The sequence below is a fragment of the Arthrobacter sp. AG367 genome (genome assembly GCF_007828995.1).
Classification (GTDB): Bacteria; Actinomycetota; Actinomycetes; order Actinomycetales; family Micrococcaceae; genus Arthrobacter.
This window is the reverse complement of record NZ_VIVE01000005.1, coordinates 87,766-108,574: the sequence shown is the minus strand read 5'-3', so window position 1 is coordinate 108,574 and position 20,809 is coordinate 87,766. Positions and strand designations below refer to the sequence as shown.

Here is a 20,809-nt window from a genome sequence, read left to right as displayed (position 1 = left end):
GGAGCCCACGCCGTTGGCCGTCGAAGGGAAATCCATGCATCTGATGCCGCGTGAGCAGGAAAAGCTCATGATCGTGGTGGCCGCGGACCTGGCCCGGCGCCGGCAGTCCCGCGGCCTGAAACTTAATTACCCGGAGGCCGTGGCCATCATCAGCTATGAACTGATCGAGGGCGCCAGGGACGGCAGGACCGTTGCCGATCTCATGAGCTACGGCACCACCCTCCTCAGCCGCGAGGACGTCATGGAGGGCGTGCCGGAAATGATCCACGACGTGCAGATCGAGGCCACCTTCCCCGACGGCACCAAGCTCGTCACCGTCCACAACCCCATCCGCTAAGGAGAGCCGCAATGATCCCAGGCGAGTACGTTCTCCGGCCGGAGCCCGTGACCGCGAACGCGGGCAGGGACGCGATCGAGGTGGCCGTGACCAACACCGGCGACCGGCCCGTCCAGGTGGGTTCCCACTTCCACTTCGCCGAGGCCAACGCTGCCTTGTCCTTCGACCGGGACGCCGCCTACGGCCGGCGGCTGGACATTCCCGCGGGAACGGCTGCACGGTTTGAGCCGGGGGACTCCCGGAGCGTGCGGCTGATCGAACTGGCCGGGCGCCGCGAGGTGTTCGGGCTCAGCAACGCGGTCAACGGAAAGCTCGACGGCGGCACCCGCCAGGAAGGGGACGTCCAGTGAGCTTCGAGATCCCGCGCCGGCAGTATGCGGACCTGTACGGGCCCACCGCCGGTGACAGGATCCGCCTGGCGGACACCGACCTGTTCCTCGAGATCGAACAGGACCTCACCGTCTACGGTGAGGAAGTAGTGTTCGGTGGCGGCAAGGTAATCCGCGACGGCATGGGCCAGAACGGCCAGGCCACCCGCGACGAGGACATTCCCGACACCGTCATCACCAACGCGGTGGTCCTGGACTACACCGGCATCTACAAAGCGGACGTGGCACTCAAGGACGGGCATATCTTCCGCATCGGCAAAGCCGGGAACCCGCAGATCACCGACGGCGTGGACATCGTCATCGGGGCCAGCACCGAAATCATCGCCGGCGAACGGAAGATCCTCACTGCCGGCGGAATCGACACCCACATCCACTTCATCTCCCCGGACCAGGTGCCCACGGCCCTGGCCAGCGGGGTGACCACCATGATCGGCGGCGGCACCGGCCCTGCCGAAGGCACCAAGGCCACCACCGTCACACCCGGAAAGTGGCACATCCAGCGGATGCTGCAGGCGGCTGAGGGGCTGCCCATCAACATCGGGCTGTTCGGGAAAGGCCACGCGTCCGCCGTCGAACCTTTGGCCGAGCAGATCCGCGCCGGTGCCATCGGGCTGAAAGTCCACGAGGACTGGGGGTCCACCACCTCCTCCATCGATACCTCCCTGAAGGTGGCGGACGAGTACGACGTCCAGGTGGCCATCCACACCGACACGTTGAATGAGTGCGGATTCGTGGAGGACACCATCCGCGCCATCGACGGCCGCGTTATCCACACCTTCCACACGGAGGGTGCCGGCGGCGGCCACGCCCCGGACATCATCAAGATTGCCGGCATGCCCAATGTCCTGCCGGCCTCCACCAACCCCACGCTGCCCTATACGCGGAACACCATCGAAGAGCACCTGGACATGCTCATGGTGTGCCACCACCTCAACCCGGACATCCCCGAGGACGTGGCCTTTGCCGATTCCCGGATCCGGGCTGAAACAATCGCCGCCGAGGACGTCCTGCAGGACCTGGGCATCTTCTCCATCACCTCCTCCGACTCCCAGGCAATGGGCCGGGTGGGCGAGGTGATCACCCGCACGTGGCAGGTGGCGGACAAGATGAAGAAGCAGCGCGGGGTGTTGGAAGATCCCGCCGCCGGAATCCATGGCAGCGCGGGCAGCGACAACTTCCGGCTCAAGCGCTACGTGGCGAAATACACCATCAACCCCGCCATCGCCCAGGGCATCGCCGACTCCGTGGGGTCGCTGGAGGTTGGCAAGTTTGCGGACCTGGTCCTCTGGGATCCCGCGTTCTTCGGCGTCAAACCCGAGCTGGTGCTCAAAGGCGGGCAGATCGCCTACGCACTGATGGGGGACGCGAACGCCTCCATCCCCACTCCCCAGCCCCGCACCATGCGGCCTATGTTCGCCACGTTCGGCAAAGCCATGCAGCAGTCCTCCATCACCTTCCTGTCCCAGGCCGCGATCGACGCCGGGGTACCCCAGGAACTGGGGCTGGAAAAGGTCATCCGGGCCGTCTCCGGCATCCGGACCCTCACCAAGGCCGACCTCAAGTACAACGACGCCACCCCCGACATCCAGGTGGACCCGGAAACGTACCAGGTAACCGTCGACGGCGAGGACGTCACCTGCGAACCCGCGGACGTCCTGCCCATGGCCCAGCGTTATTTCCTGTTCTAGACCCCACCGGAGCCCCCACGTGATCATCGACAAAGTCCTCGGCAACCTGCACGACCTTCCGGACCCCGAAACCTACGCCGGGCTGCACCGGGAAAAGGTGGTGCTTCCCAGCTCCCAGCTGGTCAAACGCATCCAGCGCGCCACCACCGACCACGGAAAGGAAATCGGCATCCGCCTCCCCTCCGGCTCCGGGGACCTCCGCGACGGCGACATCCTCCACGTGGAAGAGGCCAACATGATCGTGGTGTCCGTGCTGCCCACCGACGTCCTGGTCATCGCACCCCGCACCATCTCCGAAATGGGCGTCACCGCGCACTCCCTCGGCAACCGCCACCTCCAGGCCCAGTTCTTCGACGCCGCTTCCGAATACGGGGCGGACGTCATGGTGTGCGCCTACGACCACACCGTCGAGGACTACCTCCGCCACAATGCCGTCCCCTACACCCGCCAGGAACGCGTCATGCCTGTACCTTTCCGCCATGCTGAGCACAGCCACTAACTATCAGCTGGCGCTTCAGCAGCTTGTCGATTCCGCTTTGCCTACCGGGGCGTTTGCGCACTCCCTTGGGTTCGAGACATACATCGAGCGGGAGCTCGTATCTGATGAAGAGTCCTTCGGTATCTGGCTCGGCGCGTTCATCGGGCAGCAGCTGACATACTCTGACGGGCTCGCCATCCGCTTTCTCTACGGGGGTGTTGATGTGGGGGAGCTGGATACTTTGCTCTCTGCGTCCCTGTTGCCCCGGCAGGTGCGGGAGGCGGGCATCAAAATGGGGCTTCGGTTGCTGGAGATCGGGGCGGAGGTGCTTCCGTCGCCTGCGCTGGAACTGTACCGGGACCTGGTGACCACGGGCCGGGCCGCCGGGCACCAGCCGCTGGCGTTCGCCGTCGTCGCCCGCTCCCTGGGCGTGCCGCTCCAGGAGGCGCTCGCCGCCTACCTCTTTGCCGCCGCCACCTCCCTGACGCAGAATGCCGTCCGCGCCATCCCCCTGGGGCAGAACGCCGGGCAGCGGGTGCTGCGGAAAGCGCACGACGACGTTGCTGCCGCCATCGACAGCATCGCCCGCCTGACGCTGGACGACTTCGGCGCCGTCAGTCCGGGGCTGGAAATCTCGCAAATGCGGCACGAACGCCAACGTGCCCGGATGTTCATGAGCTGACCGTGCTTGTAAATACTGTGCTTTTGAGTCAAAGGAGGACATATGTCTGAACCCATCAAGATCGGCATCGGCGGCCCCGTGGGAGCCGGCAAGACCCAGCTCGTGGAGCGGCTCACCCGGCACATGAGCGGCGGGATCTCCATGGCCGCCATCACCAACGACATCTACACCATCGAGGACGCCAAGATCCTCGCCGCCAACGGCATCCTCCCCGTGGACCGGATCATCGGCGTCGAAACCGGCGGCTGCCCCCACACCGCCATCCGCGAAGACACCTCCATGAACACCGCCGCCATCGAGGAACTCAAAGCCCGCCACCCCGACCTTCAGGTCATCTTCGTCGAATCCGGCGGCGACAACCTCTCCGCTACCTTCAGCCCCGAACTCGTGGACTTCTCCATCTACATCATCGACGTGGCCCAGGGCGAAAAAATCCCGCGCAAAGCCGGCCAGGGCATGATCAAGTCCGACCTCTTCATCATCAACAAAACCGACCTCGCGCCGCACGTCGGGGCTGACCTGGCCGTCATGGAGCGGGATTCCCTCGAGTTCCGCGGCGCGAAACCGTTCTGCTTCACCAACCTGAAAACTGACGAGGGCCTGGACAAGGTCATCGACTGGATCCGGCACGACGTCCTGATGCTCGACCTGGCGCACTAGACATGGCAGTCGTGGACTTGCCCAAAGGTGACGTACACGCTGAGGCGGCGAGGCCGGATTTTGGGGCCGCGGCGTGGCGGGCACCGCGAAGCGGGCACGGCCCCAAATCCGGCGAAGCCGCCGGATCCAGCCACGGACAGTCACCTATGGGGCGGCTTGAGCTGGGCGTCACTTTGCGGGGCCGCCGGTCCCTTGCCTCACATCAGTTCCATGAGGGGGCCCTTCGGGTACTCCGCCCTCACTATCTCGATGACTCCGGGCAGGTTTGTTATGTCGTCGTGAATCCTGGCGCGGCGTATCTTGGCGCTGACCTCTTCCTTGTTGATGTTGAGGTCCAGGCTGGGGCCGACCTTCTCCTGACCACCCAGTCCGCCACGAAGGTTTACCGGACTCCCGGGTCCTTTGCAGAGCAGCGGATGACTGTGCGGCTGGGGGAGGGGGCGCGGCTGGAACTCATGCCCGACCAGCTCATCGCCTACCGCCAGGCCAGTTACCGGCAGCGGACCTCCGTGACCCTGCGGCCGTCGTCGAGCCTGGTCATGGCCGAGGTAGTAACCCCCGGCTGGTCGCCCGACGGAGCCGCCTTCCGGTACCAGGAAGTCCGGCTGCGCAACGACATCCATATTGAGGCCGCTGATGGTGACCCGCAGCTGCTGGCACTGGACAACCTGCTGATCCGGCCGCCACTCCACGACGTCACCGGACTCGGCTTCATGGAGGGATACAGCCACCTGGCGTCGCTGGTGGTGGTGGACGCACGGGTGGACCAGGCGCTCGCCGACCAACTCCACGGCCTCACCGCCGGCCGGGAATCGCTGACCGGCATCTCCCTGACCCGCACCGTGGCAGGCACAACCGGACTGGTGCTGCGGAGCCTCTCCCACAGCACCGACGAACTGAACCTGCTGCTCCGTTCCTGCACGGACCTGCTCCGCGGACTCTGGTACGGCCAGGCCCCGCTAAACCTGAGGAAGCACTGATGACCAGCATCGGCATCCTCTACCGTGACCGGGACCTGCTGCCGCTCCGGACCCGGGTGCTGTTCACTTTCGGTGCGGTAGCCGCGCTCCATGCCGCCGCCGTCGTCCTTTTGCTAGCCGGGACCTTCGGCGCAGGAAGCCGGCCGCTGTCCTCGGGGCTGGTGCTCACCGCTTACCTCGCAGGCGTGAAGCACAGCTACGACTGGGACCACCTTGCCGCCATCGACAACTCCACACGCAGGTTCGTGGCGCAGCGGCAGGATCCGGTGAGCGTGGGCTTCGCCTTCAGCCTGGGCCACAGCTCAGTGGTGAGCCTGGCAGGCGTGCTGGTGATCGCCGGCGCGTCCGTGGTGGGCGGACTGATGCAGGACGGTACGGCCGGAAACCTGGTCCTGGGCCTGATTGGCAGTGGTGTGTCCGGCCTGTTCCTGCTGGCCATCGGACTGTTCAACGGCTCCGCGTTCACCCGCTCACTTTCTGCCTACCGGCGCGCCCGTGATGGCGCCACCATTGGCCACCGGGACCTGGCGCCGCAGGGGCTGGTGGCGCGGCTGCTCGCCCGTCCGCTGTCCCGGGTGCGCCGGCCGAGGAGCATCTATGTGATCGGCTTCCTGTTCGGCCTGGGCTTTGATACTGCCACCACCATCGGGCTGCTGATGATGGCGACGGCGGCCTCGCTGGCCGGGGTGCCGCCCTTCGCCTTGCTTGCGCTGCCGCTTGCCTTCGCTGCCGCGATGACCCTGTGCGACTCGCTGAACGGCATGGCCATGATGCGGATGTACCGCTCCGCGTTGGATGATCCCCGGCGGAAGCTCGGCTTCAACGCGCTGGTCACGGGCATTTCCGCGGTCTCGGCGCTGTTCATCTCGGTGATTACCTTGGCCGGGTTCTTCCACGCGGCCTTTGCCCTTGAGGATCCGCTGACCGCGTGGCTGGCGTCCGTCGACCTGGGCGACGCCGGCCTGCTGCTGGTGGCGCTGCTCCTGGCCGTGTGGGGCGGGGCCGGGCTGCGAGGGAAGGCACTTCGAAACACGTAGCAGGGCGCGGTGCGGCCTTGACTGCCGCACCGCGCCCTGCGGTGGTCCTGAGGGGGTTCTTTAGCCGAAGTCGGCTACGTAGCTGGGAACTCCGACGGCGTCGGTTGACACCGGTGCGCCGGTGTCATTGACCACGTGGTCCAGCGTTCCCGCACCGAGGTTCACCGTCAAAAGGCTGTGCAGCCTCACACCCGGCGTTACCGGAACCTCAAAGCCACGGGTGGCGTGGATGCTTGGATCCACGTTGTTGTACACGTAGCTGCCGCCGCCCCACAGCTCGTGGGTTTTGACGGAATCTGCCACCTTGTATCCTGCCCAGCCCAGGACGCCGTCGTGCTGCCACGCTGCCTGGTTGGGCGCGTCGTAGGGGAGCTCATTCTGGAAGAAGACGGTCTTGCCGCCTTCGCCGTTCCAGATGACGTTGTACTGCTGGTAGTGCTCCACGAACAGGCCCGTGGCGGTGACGTTGTTGCCGTTGACGATCACGCCGTTCGCGCCGGTGTTGGTGGTCCAGCCGACGCCGTTCCCATGGTCGGCGCGCCAGGCCCAGATGTGGTCCAGGAGGACGTTGTCGCTGTTGACTTCCAGGCTGACCGAAGCCTTGCCAACATGCGGGCCGCCGATGCGGAAGAACACGTCATGGAGCGTGGTGGGGTTGGCCGGATCACTGTGGGCGGCGGAGTTGGCCGGCCCGCTCCCTGCGCCTTGGCGGGCCTTACCGACGCGCATCAGGGCAGGTGACTCCACCTCTCCGGCATCTATGGTGACGGCGGCGACGTCGACACCAGGGACATCCGCCACCGTCAAGGGGACCGCTCCGTTGACGGCGGTGAGTGTCGCCATGCCCAGCCCGAGAACGACGGTTCCTGCCCGCTTGACCTCGATGCTTTGGTCAACGTCGTACACCCCCGGGGTCAGGAGGAGGTGCTTTCCCCTGGCCAGCTGGGAGTTGATGGCCTGCACTGAATCGCCGGGCTTCGCGACATAGAAGTCGGCCAAGGGGATGCTGCGGCCCTCTGTGGGACCGTTTTCCCACGTGGTCCCGGCAGAGTCCTGGCGGACGGCGGGCAGGAACACGTTGTACTGGCCGGCCTGATCCAACGTCAAGTACGGCTTCTCGCGGCTGATCGGCGTGGCGGCCAGGGTGGTGTACGGCGGGTTCGGGAAGGACTGCGGAGGCGCCCCGTTTACGCCCGAGAACACCTGGTTCCACACTCCGTTGGACCAGCTGCCGATGCTGCTGTTGCGGACCAGGTACTGCTGCTGTGAGCCGTTGATGACGGCGCCCGTCTTTGAATCCGCGATGAAGCCGCCACTGGCGTACTGCGGCCCTGCCGTGCAGTAGTCCATGAGGGAAAGGTTGCCGCCGGTGATGTTGATCCGCCGCATGGGTGAGGCCTGCGAAGCCGCCCAGAAGTTCGCCGAGCTGCGGCAGCCTTCAAGTCCGGTGACGTTGATGGTGAGGTTGGACAGCGAACGCCAGAAGTTGTTCAGCGCGATGCAGTTGTCCGCGGACAGGCAGCGGTTGTAGACGTCCACGTGCCCGTTGATGGTGACGTCGGTGGGTGCAGCACCCAGCCCCGCAACCTCCGTGGAGTAGCCCACCTGGACAATCAGCGGCTGCTCCGGGGTTCCATAGGTGCCGGGTTTGAACAACAGGGAATAGCGTTTGGTCCCCATTTCGTCGTCCACCTGCTGCGCCGCGATGGAGTCCACCGTTGCCTGGATCCGGGCCACCGGCATGCTGGGGTCGAAGACGTACACATTGGGTCCGAAGGGGTGTTGCGTCGCCTGTGGAGGAGCCGGGATCGCGGCCGGCAGGGGGGCCTGGGGCGCGGCTGCCTGGGTCGGGGCCCATGCCTGTGGTGCGGCGGGCGACGCGACGGCCATTCCTCCTCCGCTGCCTATCAGGCCGGCCAGGAGGACCGCCGTGCCGGTGACGTGTCTGAGGGGGCTTTTCATGCGCCGCGGTTGCGGGCCGTTGGGCCTTTCGGCGCGCGGCGGTTGGGGTAGGTGGGCTAGCGGCATTGCTGGTCCTGTTCGTCGGTGGGATTCGTCGAGACGGATGTGGGCGGCGAAAAGACGCGGCCGTGGGAGCGCTCTCGTCGGGGAAGCCTAACACCGCAACGGGGTGTCGACAAGGGTATATGGGAGCGCTCCTACCTCGCCTTGACAACCATCTGTGAGATGGGACACCATTTGGTGAGAGCGCTCCCACCACGGATCGGCCTCCGACCCGTCCCCACCGCTCCCCAGCCCCACCGTCCATCGGACCAATGGGGCATTTCTGACGAAGGAGTCTTCCCCTGTGAAAAACCCCAGCAAGTTCTCCGTGCTTTCGGCTGCCGCCGCGTGCCTTGCCCTGTCGTTGACCGCGTGCGGTTCCTCATCGCCCGAGAAGGCAGGAGTCAACGGTGCAACGGGATCCGAGCCCGTAACGCTCACGGTCGGCACGTTCAACGAATTCGGCTACGAGGCGCTCTTTGAGGAATACAAAGCCCTGAATCCGAACGTGACCATTGTGCACAAGAAGGCGGCAACCACGAATGAAGCACGGGACAACCTCACGACGCGCCTGGCCGCCGGCTCAGGCTTGTCCGATATCGAGGCCGTAGAGGTGGATTGGCTCCCGGAACTCCTGCAGTATCCGGACCGCTTCGCGGACCTGAGCGACCCCGCTGTTGAAGGTCGCTGGCTGGACTGGAAGGCCGAGGCCGCCACAACCGCCGACGGCAAGCTTCTTGGCTACGGGACCGACTCCGGCCCTGAGGCCGTCTGCTACAACGCTGAGCAGTTCAAAAAGGCCGGCCTGCCCACCCAGCGTGAGGAAGTTGCCAAACTGCTGGGCACCACGTGGGACAGCTACTTCCAAGCCGGGAAGGCATTCAAGGCCGCCAGGCCGGAGTCCGCCTGGTTCGACTCCGCCGGAGCTATCTACCAGGGCATGAGCAACCAGCTTGACAAGGTCTACGAGGAGGAAGACGGCACCGTCATCGCCACGGAGAACCAGAAGGTCAGGGACGCCTACAACCAGGTCCTCAAAGCCTCCACCGAGGACGGGCTGTCAGCTCATCTCAAGCAGTGGAGCGATGACTGGGCTTCCGGTTTCCAGACCGGCGCCTTCGCCACCACCCTTTGCCCGGGCTGGATGCTCGGTGTCATCGAGGGCAACGCGGCGGGGGTCGCCGGCTGGGACGTGGCCAACGTCTTCCCCGGCGGCGGCGGAAACTGGGGCGGGTCCTACCTGACGGTCCCCACCCAGGGCGCGCACCAGGCCGAGGCGAAGAAGCTGGCAGGCTGGCTGACCGCACCCGAACAGCAGATCAAGGCATTCACTGCCAAGGGCACCTTCCCCAGCCAGAAGAAGGCCCTGGAAAGCAGTGAACTGTTGGACCAGACGAACGGGTTCTTCAACGGTGCACCCACCGGCCGGATCTTCGCCGAACGCGCCAAGGCCGTTGACGTGACGCCTTTCAAGGGAACCAAGTTCTTTGCCATCAACGACGCCATGCAGCAGGCCCTCACCCGGGTGGATGTGGACAAATCCGACGACGCCGCCTCCTCCTGGGAGAAGTTCGCCGCCGCGGTGAAAGCCCTCTAGGCATGACTGTCACCGACCGGGTCAAGCCCCAAAGCGCCGGGGGACAGTCCCCGCGTCCGGCGGGCGCGAAGAGTGTCCGGCGCCTGGCCTTCTCGCAGCAGGTCTCCAGGTGGGACGTAAAGCTGTCCCCCTACCTCTACATCTCGCCGTTCTTTATCCTGTTCGCCGTCACCGGTCTATTCCCGCTGGTGTACACGGCATGGGTTTCCCTGCACAACTGGAACCTCATCGGCGGCCAGGGGAAGTTCACGGGCCTGGATAACTACGCCTTCATCGTGGCCCAGCCCTACTTCTGGAACGCCGTGGGCAACACCTTCAGCATCTTCATCCTGTCCTCCGTTCCCCAGGTTGTTATCGCCCTGGTGATAGCGGCGGTGCTGGACGCGAACCTGAGGGCGAGGACGTTCTGGCGGATGGGGGTCCTGGTCCCCTTCGTCGTGGCGCCGGTGGCAGTAGGCCTGATCTTCAACAATCTCTTTGCGGACCAGTTTGGGCTGGTTAACGGGATGTTGACGGCGGCAGGGCTGGACCCGGTCCGGTGGCATTCAGAGTCCGTTGCGAGCCACCTGGCTATTGCCACCATGGTGAACTTCCGCTGGACCGGCTACAACGCGCTGATCTTCCTCGCAGCAATGCAGGCCATTCCCCGGGATGTGTTCGAGGCGGCAACAATCGACGGCGCGGGCAGGCTGCGGCAGTTCTTTTCCGTGACCGTTCCCATGCTGCGGCCAACGGTGATCTTCGTGGTGATCACATCCACCATCGGTGGCCTTCAGATTTTCGACGAACCGCGGGTTTTCGACCAGTCCGGCCTGGGCGGAGCGGACAGGCAGTGGCAGACGCTGACCATGTACATCTGGGAACTCGGCTGGGGCCAGCGCAACTTCGGCAGGGCATCTGCCGTGGCCTGGCTGCTCTTCCTGATCATCGTGCTGATCGCCCTGCTCAACTTCCTCATCACCAAACGCATCGCAAGCAACGGAGGCCGCAAGTGAGCTCCATTCCCATGATCGAACAGTCCGCCGGGAAAGGGGCGGCCAAGGCAGCAGCGCGGCGCGGGCCAGGTACCCGGAAACAAAGGTCGGGCCACGGAAGTGACCGCCGGCCCGGCTTCCTCACTTACGGCTTCCTGGGCGCTGTCCTCCTGGCGTCCCTCTTTCCGCTCTATTGGTCCTTCCTGGTGGGCAGCCACGACAACACCGCACTGAGCCGCGGCATCCCGCTGCTGCCTGGCGGGAACTTCCTGGCCAACGCCGCCAAAGTCTTTGCCAGCATTCCGTTCTGGAAGGCAATGGGCAACAGCCTTATGGTCTCCTGCGTGACGGCGGCATCCGTCGTCGTGTTCTCCACCCTTGCCGGATTCGCCTTCGCCAAGCTCCGCTTCCGCGGCAGCAAGGCGCTGCTGGTGTTTGTCATCGCAACCATGGCCGTTCCCACCCAGCTCGGCGTAGTCCCGCTGTTTATCCTGATGTCCAAACTGGGATGGACCGGATCCCTCTGGGCCGTCATCATCCCCGGCGTTGTTACCGCATTCGGCGTCTTCTGGATGACCCAGTACCTGCGCGACGCCCTCCCGGATGAACTGATTGAAGCTGTGAGAATGGACGGTGCTTCCATGATCCAGGCCTTCTGGCACGTCGGATTCCCGGCGGCAAGGCCTGCTGCCGCCATGCTCGCGTTGTTCACTTTCGTGGCCACCTGGACGAACTTCTTCTGGCCGTTCATTGTCCTTGACCCTTCGAACCCCACCCTTCCGGTGGCCCTGCAGCTGCTCCAGGCGGCCCACTTCGTGGACTACTCCGTGGTCCTGGCCGGCGCAGTCCTGGCCACCATCCCGCTACTGCTCCTCTTTATCGCTGCAGGCCGGCAACTCGTATCTGGAATTATGCAAGGAGCAGTCAAAGGATGAGTCCCACCCGACTTGAATTTCCGGAGGGTTTCCTCTGGGGCGCGGCAACAGCTGCCTATCAGATCGAAGGCGCAGCACACACCGGCGGCCGAGAGGACTCCATCTGGGATGTGTTCGCCCGGCTGCCCGGTGCCGTCGCGGACGGCCACAACGGTGACGTGGCCTGCGACCACTACCGGCTCTACAAGCAGGACGTGGCGCTCATGGGCAAGCTGCACATGAAGGCGTACCGGTTCTCCACGTCCTGGGCGCGCTGCGTGCCCGACGGCGTCACACCCAACCCGGAAGGGATCGCCTTCTACTCCCGCCTGGTGGATGAACTGCTGGCCGCCGGGATCACGCCATGGCTGACCCTCTACCACTGGGACCTGCCACAGGCACTTGAAGAGAAAGGCGGCTGGGCCAACCGGGACACCGCATACCGTTTCGCCGAGTACGCGGCCCTGATGCACAGCGTGCTGGGGGACCGGGTCCGCATCTGGACGACCCTTAACGAGCCGTGGTGTTCGGCTTTCCTTGGCTACGCTGCCGGCATCCATGCCCCGGGGCGTCAGGAGCCCCGTTCAGCCCTTGCTGCGGCACACCACCTTTTGCTGGGTCACGGCCTGGCGGTCCGGGAACTCCGGCGCCGAGACGCTTCAACGTCCCTGGGCATTACCCTGAACCTGACGGTCGCCGATCCCAGGGACCCCGGCAGCGCCGGCGACCGGGACGCTGCCAGGCGGATCGACGGGCAGTTCAACAGGATTTTCCTTGACCCGTTGTTCCGCGGCGAGTATCCGGACGATCTCCTGGCAGACGTCGCACACCTGGGAATGGCTGACCTGGTGCATGACGGTGATCTGGATCTTATTTCCACGCCGCTGGACCTGCTGGGCGTCAACTACTACCACGGTGAATCCCTCACGAAGGACCCGGCGGACCCCGGGGAACAGGCGGGTCAGGAGACGACGTCGGTTCCCGGGCAGGCAGCGCGCCCGGTGTCCTCCCCTTTCGTGGTGGCCGACGGGGCGCGGTCGGTTCCAAGGGGCCTGCCAAGAACGGGCATGGGCTGGGAGGTCCAGCCGGAGGGGCTGCGGCGCCTGCTCAACCGGCTGCATGGAGACTACACCGGCCCCGCCGGGATCCCCATCTACATCACCGAAAACGGGGCCGCCTACAATGATGTTCCCAATGAAGCGGGGTTCGTGGACGACCAGGACCGGCTGGGGTTCTTCGCAGCCCATCTCCAGGCCGTCCACGGGGCCATCGAAGACGGCGTGGATGTCCGCGGCTATCTCGCATGGTCCCTGCTGGACAACTTTGAATGGTCCTTTGGATACCATCAGCGCTTCGGCCTGGTCCGGGTGGACTATCCAACCCAGAATCGTGTCCCGAAAGCGAGCGGTTTGTGGTACGCGGCGGTGGCATCCGGCAACGCCATGACGGCGGCCAGCAACCTCGTGCCGGCATCAGGTCAAGGTGTCGTATTGTCGGTGTAATGAACGCAAACTCCAGCCGCCCGGCCCCGGCAGGGGCGGGGCGGCCAAGTCCAACGCTGGAGGACCTGGCGTCGGCCGCCGGCGTGTCCCGCTCTACTGCCTCCCGTGCCATCAACGGCGGATTGAAGGTGAGTCCCGAAGCCAAAGCGGCCGTCGACGCCGCGATCGTCGCTTTGGGCTACACGCCCAACCGTGCTGCGCGGAGCCTGGTTACCCGGCGTGCGGGTTCGGTGGCCCTGGTGATCCCTGAACCTGATGCCAGGGTCATGATGGACCCTTATTTTGCTGCGGTGATCACGGGAGTCAACGAGGCACTGCGCGATACGGACCTGCAGCTGGTCCTGCTGATGTCCCGGGCAGGGGACGATTCTGCACGGACCATCCGCTACCTGCGCGGCGGTCACGTTGACGGCGCGATCGTGGTGTCCCATCACCGGGCGGACGACTGGGTGGAGACCCTGGGAGCCACCGGGCTGCCAACCGTCTTCATCGGCAGGCCGTGGGACTTGGCATCCGGGATTCCCTACGTGGACCTGGACAACTTCGAGGGCGGCCGGTTGGCAGCCCGGCACCTGGCCGGCATCGGCCGCACCAGGCTCGGAACTGTTGCCGGCCCTACGGACATGACAGCCGCCGTCGACCGCCTGGAAGGTTGGCTGCAGGGATTGCGGGAAGCCGGCCTCCAGCCCGGGCCCGTCATCCACGGGGACTTCACGACGGCGGGAGGTGCGGAGGCTACGGAGCACCTGCTGTCCACGGCGCCTGAGGTGGACGGGATATTCGCTGCGTCCGACCTCATGGCGCTTGGCGTCGTGGACACTCTTCGAAGTGCGGGCCGCGGTGTGCCCGGCGACGTGGCGGTTGTCGGCTTCGATAACCATTCCATCCAGGCGGCGAACGGCCTGGGACTGACAACGGTGGCCCATCCCATGGTGGAGATGGCTGCTGCGGCAGGAAAGCTTCTGGTCAGCGCCATCGGAAATCCCGGAGAGGCATCGGAACCGGTCATCTATCCGGCGGAACTGGTGGTGCGCGGGAGCACCGGCCCGTGACCCATTAACCCAGTCACCCAGTAACCCGCGAGCCTACAGCCCCGGGTTAGGCGGCTATCCCGCCTTTGACTTTCCGGTGCTGCCGGTGCCGGGCCGGTGCCAGGCGTGAGTGGGCCCCGGCGAGGACCTCGCTGCCGTCAGGCACCGTGCTGTCGCTGTCCAGGTGGGCGCCGTGTTCGATCAGGACGCTGGAACCAATCCTTGAGTGGCTGCCAATGTGGACCCGGTTGCCGATCACCGTGCCCCGGCCAATGCGCACGCCATCGCCGATCACCGTCCGGTCACCGATCGTCGCGTCCCGGTCGATCCAGCTGCCGTGTCCAATCCGGCAGCCTGCACCCACCCTGGCCCCGTGTTCCACATAGCTCATGGAGCCGATCCTGGCGCTGTCGGCCACGATGGCTCCAGGTGCAATGAGGCCGCCGCCGTTGTCGTGGCGGGCATACCGGGTGACCTTGCCGGCGTCGTCCTCAACTGACACAAACTTTGCGGTCATACCATCCCTCGTTAACGCCGCGGTTATTTACCGCGCAGTAGGTTAACGGCTGGGAGTGCCGTGGGATTCCCGAACGGGAATGTGAAAGACGGCCGAAAGCTACGCCACCAGGTTGGCTGCCGCGGTGTCCATGTGTTCCAGGATGGTCTTGCGGGCCAGGGTGGCATCCCCGGTGTCGATGGCGGCGACGATGTCCTTGTGCCGGTCCACGCTCATGTTGCTGACGCCTTTTTCCAGGCCGGCGAACATGATGGACATCCGGATGGAGCCCTCCAGGGATTCCCAGGAGTGGAGCAGTGTTTCGTTGCCGGTGAGCCGGCACAGCGTGCGGTGGAATTCGAGATCGGATTCGATCCGCGCCTCAAGGCTGCCGCTGGCCGCGGCCTCCATGGCGTCAATGGCCTTGTGCAGTGATTCGGTGACCTGCTGCCGGTCCGGCAGTTCGCACAGGGTCCGGGCAGCCAGGGACTCCAGGGCGGCGCGGACGGAGTAAATGTCCCGGATTTCCTTTTCGTCCAGGTGCCGGACGGACAGCCTGCCGCGGGGGCCGGCGGACAGCAGGCCCTCCTGCTCCAGTTGGCGGAGGGCTTCGCGAAGGGTGCCGCGGCTGATCTGCAGCATCTCGGACAGCTCGGTTTCCACCAGGTGGCGGCCGGGTTCCAGTTCTCCGCTGGTGATGGCGGTCCTCAGCGCCGAGAGCGCCTGCTCGCGCAGGCTCTTCTTTTCCAGTCCCAGCAAGGGGGCGGTCAGTCCGGCCATGGCTTCTGTCCTCAATGTCATAAGTCGACTGTTTACAGTCGGTAGTAGTTTCGATAGTACGGCAGAATGCACGGCACCGGCTTAGGACCGGTGCCGTGCATTTTCCATCTGGTGCCTGGCCTTTAGCCGAGTTCGGCCAGGACCTTGGCGACGATGCGGTCTGTGGCCAGCCCGTAGCGCTCGTGCAGGGTGGGCAGGGCGCCGGCGTCCAGGAACTGGTCGGGGAGCGCCACGGGCACCACCCGCTTGCCCAGGCCCGCGGTGACGACGGCGGAGGCGACGGTTTCGAACAGTCCGCCCACCACGGAGTGGTTTTCCAGGGTGACGGCGAGCCGGTCGGTGTTGATCTCCTTGAGGACGGTTTCGGCGTCGAACGGCTTGATGGTGGGGGTGTGCACGACGGCGACGTCCACGTTGTGTGCCGCCAGCGCCTTGGCTGCCTGCAACGCACGCATGGTCATCAGGCCGGAGGAGATGAAGACGACGTCGTTGCCGCCGCGCAGCACCTTGGCCTTGCCGAGTTCGAACGTGTAGTCGTACTCGTCCAGGACGGTGGGCACGTTGCCGCGCAGCAGGCGCAGGTAGGTGGGTCCTTCGGAGGCGGCGAGCTGCGGCACTGCCTGTTCGATGTCGATCGAGTCGCAGGGGTCCACGATGGTCAGGTTGGGCATGCCGCGGAAGATCGCCATGTCCTCCGTGGCCTGGTGGCTTGGGCCGTAACCGGTGGTCAGGCCGGGCAGGCCGCCCACGATGTTGACGTTCAGGTTCGGTTCGGCCGCGTCCAGGCAGAGGAAGTCGTAGGCGCGGCGGGCGGCGAACACCGAGTAGGTGGACGCGAACGGGACGAGGCCGGTTTCGGCCAGGCCGGCGGCGGCGCCGAAGAGCAGCTGCTCGGCCATGCCCATCTGGAAGAACCGCTCCGGGAAGGCCTTGGCGAAGATGTGCATGTCCGTGTACTTGCCCAGGTCCGCGGTCAGGCCCACGATCCTGTCGTTCTCCTGCGCGGCCTTGACCAGGGCGTGACCGAACGGCGCGGAGGACGTCTTCTGTCCTGGGTCCGCGAAGGATGCGATCATCGCCGAGGTCTTCAGCTTCGGCTTGGCCGCGGCTGCGGTATCGGGAGCCTCGGTGGTGGTGCTCATGCTGAAGCCTTTCCTTCATATCCGGCGGTGAGCTGCTCGCGGCAGGTCTGCCATTCGTTTTCTTCGATGCGCATGAAGTGCGCCTTTTCGCGGTCCTCGAGCAGGGGGACGCCGCGGCCCACCTTGGTGTCGCACAGGATCACGGAGGGACGTCCGACGGCGGCGGCCTGGGCGGCTGCGTTGTCGAACGCTGCCAGCAGCGCGCCGACGTCGTTCCCGTCCACCCGCTGCGTGTACCAGCCGAACGATTCCCACTTTTCGGTGACCGGCTCAGTCCGGAGCACGGTGTCGGTCTTGCCGTCGGCCTGCAGGGCGTTGATGTCCACCATGGCGGTGAGGTTGCCCAGCTGATGGTGGTGCGCGCCCATGGCCGCTTCCCAGGTGGAGCCCTCGTCCAGCTCGCCATCGGAGAGGAAGTTGAACACCCGGGCGCTTGAGCCCTGGTAGCGCAGGCCCAAAGCCATGCCGACGGCGATGGTCAGGCCGTGCCCCAGGGAGCCGCCGGAAATTTCCATGCCGGGGGTGTAGGTGGACATCCCGGACATGGGCAGCCGCGAGTCGTCCGAGCCGTAGGTTTCCAGCTCCTCGACCGGGACGATGCCGGCCTCCGCCAGGGCGGCGTAGTGGCCGATGGCGTAGTGCCCGGTGGAGAGCAGGAACCGGTCCCGGCCCTCCCAGTGCGGGTCATCCGCGCGGAATTTCAGCTGGTCCCCGTAGGCGGCGGCGAGCATGTCCGCGGCGCCCAGTGCCTGGCCCACGTACCCCTGGCCCTGCACCTCGCCCATGTTCAGGGCGTGGTGCCGGATCCGGTAGGCGGCGGCGCTGATCCTGTCCACACGTTCCGGGGTCACTGCGGTCTGCAGTGCGTTGTCCTGGACTGTATCTGTAGGCATTACTGGCTCCGTGATCGTTTGGTGCGTGCGGGTCATTCAGGCGTTGACGGTGTTGGGGGTGCTTTTGGTGGCTTCGTCGGCGAGCTCCCGTTCGCGCTTGCCCCAGGTTTCCCGGGTGGCGATGGCGGCCCAGAGGCCGATCAGGGCGTAGGCGCCGAAGAGCAGTGCCGGGCCCATCCAGCCGAAGCTGACGAACAGCAGGGTGGTGATGAACGGTGTGAAGCCGGAGACCATGGCGGAGATCTGGTAGGCCAGGCTGGCGCCGGAGGCGCGGGTGCGGGCCTGGAAGAGCTCGGGGAACCACGAGCCCTGGGCACCGGCGAGCGAGTTCTGGCATACAGCGTACGAGATCACGATGGTGATGATGATGGCAATGAACAGGCCGGTGTTGACCAGCAGGAACATCGGGATGGCGAACAGTGCGGCAAAGGCGGTGGACCAGACGTACAGGGGGCGGCGCCCGATGCGGTCCGTCAGTGCTGCCCAGGCCTGGGTGGCGAAGATGCCGATGGCCGACGCGATGCAGAGGGCGATCAGGGTCTGGCTCTTGTCCGCCAGGTGCTGGCTGTTGATGTAGGAAATCATGTAGGTGATGGAGACGGCGTAGCCGGCGGTCTCGGCGATGCGCAGGCCGATGCCCTTGACGATGTTGCGCCAGTCAGTCTTGATGACCTCGACGATCGGGGCCTTGACGATGGTGCCGCTTTCCTTGACTTCATCGAAGACCGGGGACTCGGGAACCTTGGAACGGATGATGAGGCCCACGATCACCAGCAGGATGCTGGCGAGGAACGGGATGCGCCAGGCGAGTTCGTTGCCGAGCTGGACGCTGAAGAGGAAGGTCAGGTTGGCCAGCAGCAGGCCCACGGGGAAGCCGGCCTGGACGATCCCGGTGTACTTGCCCTTTGATTTCCAGGGGGCGTGCTCGTAGCTCATCAGGATGGCGCCGCCCCACTCCGCACCGAAGGCCAGGCCCTGGACGATGCGGACGAAGACGAGCAGTGCGGGGGCAAGCAGCCCCACCGCTGCGTAGGTGGGGAGCAGGCCGATGGCGAACGTGGCCAGGCCCATCAGGATCAGCGAGGCAACCAGGACGGGCTTGCGGCCCACCTTGTCACCAAGGTGGCCGCCGATGATGCCGCCCAGCGGACGGGCCGCAAAGCCGACGCCCAAGGTGGCGAAGGAGGCAAGCGTGCCGGTGACGGGATCGCTGCCGGGGAAGAACGCGGTGCCGAAGTACAGTGCGGCAGCGGTGCCGAAGCCGATGAAGTCATACGTCTCGATGACGGCCCCAACGCCGGATCCGATGGCAACTCGGCGGGCGTCCTTGGTGCCGTGCACCGGGCCGCGCATGGTCAGAGCATCTTTGCTCATGGTGGTTCCCTTTCGAAAAGCGGCTGAAGAAGTCCGCCGCTGTCGACTGTTAACAAATTGGTACGACCCAGTGTGACGCACATCATCTGCACTGTCAACAGTCGACTTTCAGAGTTGACTGTTGACAGTTAACGCCACTACTGTGGTGTTTATCACTACCGCTCGGCACGATTCAAAGGATCAATGATGTTCCATTCCAGACTTGGGTGCTCATCCATCAGCTTCCGGCACCAGGACCTGGACACTGCCCTGGGCACCATGAAGGGTCTTGGTTTCGAGGAGATCGATCTGGGCGCCCTGCCCGGGGTCTGCGACCACGTGCCGTACGAACTTGACGGGGCCGCCGTGGCGGCGGTGTCGCAGGAAGTCGTCGCCTCCGGTGTGCGGGTCCGTTCAGTGAACGGCGACATCGGGGACCTGAACGCAGTCCTCGACGCCGACGGGCAGGACGCCAGGCGGCGCCACCTGGACGCCCTGCTCACCCTCACGGCCAACATCGGGGCCAAAGCCCTGGTGCTGCCCTGCGGCGCCCTGGACCACAACCCGGTCCGGAGCGTCGAGGGAGACCTGGACCTCATTGCGGCGCGGCTCGCTGCTGCTGGCCGGCGCGCTGCAGAGTTCGGCGTCGAACTCTGGACCGAATCCCTGCACTTCCTGCGGTTCTGCTGGAATCTGGAACGTGCGGGACTGCTGGCCGACCGGCTGGCCGGATCCGGCGTCGGAATCGTCATGGACTTCAGCCACATCACTGCTGCCGGCGAGGACGTCCAGGCGTATCTTGACCGGCACCCTGGCCGCATCAGCCATGTCCACCTGCGCGACGCCGTGCCGGGGAACATCAACCTCAGCATCGGCAACGGCGAGGCCGACTTCGCCGGCGGCCTGAAGCGGCTGGCCGCGGACGGCTACACGGGCCACTTCTCCCTGGAACTGGAGACCCGGGACGTCACCCATGACGAACGCCCGGCCGCCGCCGCCAAGGCTGCAAGCTTCATCACCGACCTCATCTGAACTGAACAACCCAAGGAGCACCACCATGACCGCCATCCAGCGCACCGCCGTCCTCACCGGAGCAACTTCGGACCGGGGCATCGGCATCACCACCGCCCGCCGCTACGCCCGTGAGGGCTGGGGCATCGTCATCCTGGACCTTGACGGCGAGAAGTCCGCCAAGGTCGCAGCCGAAATCGGCAATGAATTCAACGTTCCCGCCTTCGGCCACGAGATCGACGTCGCCGACGAAGCCTCCGTCAGCGCAGCCCAGGCCGCCGTCGCCGCAGAGGTGGCCGCCGGCAACCTCCCGCCCGTCGGTGCCTTGGCCAACATTGCCGGCATCACCTCCCCGGTTCCGTTCCTGGAGACCACCCTTGAGCTGTGGCACAAGGTCATGGACGTCAACGCCACCGGCACCTACCTGGTAACCAAGGCGTTCCTGCCGGAAATGATCGAGAACGGCTGGGGCCGGATCGTGAACATGTCCTCCGTCTCCGCCCAGCGCGGCGGCGGCGTCTTTGGCAAGGTTCCCTACTCCGCCGCCAAGGCAGCCATCCTGGGATTCACCAAGGCCCTGGCCCGCGAACTGGGCGCCACCGGCGTCACCGTCAATGCCATTACCCCGGGTGCCGTGGACACCAACATCCGCGTGGGCAGCACCGAGGAGCAGGAAGCCGCCATCAACGCGGGCATCCCGCTGGGCCGGAACGCCACCACGGAAGAAGTGGCCTCCGTCATCACCTTCCTGTCCTCCGAGGACTCCGCCTACCTCACCGGCACCACCATCGACATCAACGGCGGCAGCCACATCCACTAGCAGCAACAGCTCCCAGACCACCCCGGATGCCGGAGAACCCC

21 protein-coding genes are annotated in these 20,809 nt (G+C 65.5%); 15 read left to right on the top strand and 6 right to left on the bottom strand.

The genetic code is table 11. The features are described from left to right. The first annotated feature begins 34 nt into the window (after positions 1 to 34). The 8 genes from FB478_RS14400 (at position 35) to FB478_RS14365 (ending at position 6,251) form a co-directional block, all read left to right on the top strand. Positions 35 to 337 carry an urease subunit gamma gene (locus FB478_RS14400; protein WP_026266013.1) on the top strand — a complete coding sequence of 101 codons (303 nt, stop codon included), beginning with the start codon at positions 35 to 37 and terminating at the stop codon, positions 335 to 337. Between the two features lie 11 nt (positions 338 to 348). Continuing rightward, entirely contained in the window at positions 349 to 687 is a 339-nt protein-coding gene (locus FB478_RS14395) for an urease subunit beta (protein WP_018770907.1), read from the top strand. Beyond that, complete coding sequence (gene ureC, locus FB478_RS14390) at positions 684 to 2,414, top strand: urease subunit alpha (protein WP_144600964.1); 1,731 nt, start codon at positions 684 to 686, stop codon at positions 2,412 to 2,414. Before FB478_RS14395 ends, ureC begins: the two co-directional genes overlap by 4 nt. A 19-nt stretch (positions 2,415 to 2,433) precedes the next feature. Further along, positions 2,434 to 2,913 carry an urease accessory protein UreE gene (gene ureE, locus FB478_RS14385; RefSeq protein WP_018770905.1) on the top strand — a complete coding sequence of 160 codons (480 nt, stop codon included), beginning with the start codon at positions 2,434 to 2,436 and terminating at the stop codon, positions 2,911 to 2,913. Next, positions 2,894 to 3,574, top strand: coding sequence for an urease accessory protein UreF (locus FB478_RS14380; RefSeq protein WP_144600963.1), 681 nt, complete (start codon positions 2,894 to 2,896; stop codon positions 3,572 to 3,574). The genes ureE and FB478_RS14380 overlap by 20 nt, the downstream gene beginning before the upstream one ends. A 42-nt stretch (positions 3,575 to 3,616) precedes the next feature. Further along, positions 3,617 to 4,234, top strand: coding sequence for an urease accessory protein UreG (gene ureG / locus FB478_RS14375; protein ID WP_144600962.1), 618 nt, complete (start codon positions 3,617 to 3,619; stop codon positions 4,232 to 4,234). A 146-nt stretch (positions 4,235 to 4,380) separates the two neighbouring features. After that, positions 4,381 to 5,214, top strand: coding sequence for an urease accessory protein UreD (locus tag FB478_RS14370; protein ID WP_395858353.1), 834 nt, complete (start codon positions 4,381 to 4,383; stop codon positions 5,212 to 5,214). After that, positions 5,214 to 6,251: a HoxN/HupN/NixA family nickel/cobalt transporter gene (locus FB478_RS14365; RefSeq protein ID WP_056388323.1), complete on the top strand. Its 1,038-nt coding sequence runs from the start codon at positions 5,214 to 5,216 to the stop codon at positions 6,249 to 6,251. Before FB478_RS14370 ends, FB478_RS14365 begins: the two co-directional genes overlap by 1 nt. Positions 6,252 to 6,311: 60 nt before the next feature. On the opposite strand, the gene FB478_RS14360 is transcribed toward FB478_RS14365, so the two are convergent. After that, a complete protein-coding gene (locus FB478_RS14360; protein ID WP_144600960.1) occupies positions 6,312 to 8,213 on the bottom strand; it encodes an adenylyl cyclase in 1,902 nt (633 codons plus the stop codon). Between the two features lie 346 nt (positions 8,214 to 8,559). Here FB478_RS14360 and FB478_RS14355 point away from each other — a divergent pair, with 346 nt between their 5' ends. Genes FB478_RS14355 through FB478_RS14335 form a run of 5 tightly spaced genes read left to right on the top strand, consistent with a single transcriptional unit; the run spans position 8,560 to position 14,294 of the window. Then, positions 8,560 to 9,852, top strand: a complete 1,293-nt coding sequence (locus FB478_RS14355) for an ABC transporter substrate-binding protein (RefSeq protein ID WP_144600959.1) — start codon at positions 8,560 to 8,562, stop codon at positions 9,850 to 9,852. Between the two features lie 2 nt (positions 9,853 to 9,854). Continuing rightward, positions 9,855 to 10,847 carry a carbohydrate ABC transporter permease gene (locus tag FB478_RS14350; protein ID WP_018770898.1) on the top strand — a complete coding sequence of 331 codons (993 nt, stop codon included), beginning with the start codon at positions 9,855 to 9,857 and terminating at the stop codon, positions 10,845 to 10,847. Continuing rightward, positions 10,844 to 11,761, top strand: coding sequence for a carbohydrate ABC transporter permease (locus FB478_RS14345; RefSeq protein ID WP_018770897.1), 918 nt, complete (start codon positions 10,844 to 10,846; stop codon positions 11,759 to 11,761). Before FB478_RS14350 ends, FB478_RS14345 begins: the two co-directional genes overlap by 4 nt. Next, on the top strand, positions 11,758 to 13,242 hold the full coding sequence (locus tag FB478_RS14340) for a glycoside hydrolase family 1 protein (protein ID WP_144600958.1): 1,485 nt from the start codon (positions 11,758 to 11,760) through the stop codon (positions 13,240 to 13,242). Before FB478_RS14345 ends, FB478_RS14340 begins: the two co-directional genes overlap by 4 nt. After that, on the top strand, positions 13,242 to 14,294 hold the full coding sequence (locus FB478_RS14335) for a LacI family DNA-binding transcriptional regulator (RefSeq protein WP_144600957.1): 1,053 nt from the start codon (positions 13,242 to 13,244) through the stop codon (positions 14,292 to 14,294). The genes FB478_RS14340 and FB478_RS14335 overlap by 1 nt, the downstream gene beginning before the upstream one ends. A 46-nt stretch (positions 14,295 to 14,340) precedes the next feature. Here FB478_RS14335 and FB478_RS14330 read toward each other — a convergent pair whose 3' ends face one another. From FB478_RS14330 to FB478_RS14310, 5 genes are all read right to left on the bottom strand, one after another. Then, positions 14,341 to 14,790: a DapH/DapD/GlmU-related protein gene (locus FB478_RS14330; RefSeq protein ID WP_144600956.1), complete on the bottom strand. Its 450-nt coding sequence runs from the start codon at positions 14,788 to 14,790 to the stop codon at positions 14,341 to 14,343. Positions 14,791 to 14,889: 99 nt separating this feature from the next. After that, the gene (locus tag FB478_RS14325) at positions 14,890 to 15,549 is read right to left on the bottom strand and encodes a GntR family transcriptional regulator (RefSeq protein WP_018770893.1); all 660 of its coding nucleotides are present in this window, start codon (positions 15,547 to 15,549) and stop codon (positions 14,890 to 14,892) included. Between the two features lie 122 nt (positions 15,550 to 15,671). Beyond that, on the bottom strand, positions 15,672 to 16,691 hold the full coding sequence (locus tag FB478_RS14320) for a transketolase family protein (protein ID WP_018770892.1): 1,020 nt from the start codon (positions 16,689 to 16,691) through the stop codon (positions 15,672 to 15,674). Next, on the bottom strand, positions 16,688 to 17,584 hold the full coding sequence (locus FB478_RS14315) for a transketolase (RefSeq protein ID WP_144600955.1): 897 nt from the start codon (positions 17,582 to 17,584) through the stop codon (positions 16,688 to 16,690). Before FB478_RS14315 ends, FB478_RS14320 begins: the two co-directional genes overlap by 4 nt. Before the next feature lie 36 nt (positions 17,585 to 17,620). Next, on the bottom strand, positions 17,621 to 18,958 hold the full coding sequence (locus FB478_RS14310) for an MFS transporter (protein ID WP_144600954.1): 1,338 nt from the start codon (positions 18,956 to 18,958) through the stop codon (positions 17,621 to 17,623). Between the two features lie 186 nt (positions 18,959 to 19,144). Between FB478_RS14310 and FB478_RS14305 the strand changes: the two genes are divergently transcribed. Together FB478_RS14305 and FB478_RS14300 are read left to right on the top strand one after the other, a co-directional pair. Further along, a complete protein-coding gene (locus FB478_RS14305; protein WP_144601025.1) occupies positions 19,145 to 19,969 on the top strand; it encodes a sugar phosphate isomerase/epimerase in 825 nt (274 codons plus the stop codon). A 25-nt stretch (positions 19,970 to 19,994) separates the two neighbouring features. Continuing rightward, the gene (locus FB478_RS14300) at positions 19,995 to 20,768 is read left to right on the top strand and encodes an SDR family NAD(P)-dependent oxidoreductase (protein ID WP_144600953.1); all 774 of its coding nucleotides are present in this window, start codon (positions 19,995 to 19,997) and stop codon (positions 20,766 to 20,768) included. Positions 20,769 to 20,809: the final 41 nt, after the last annotated feature.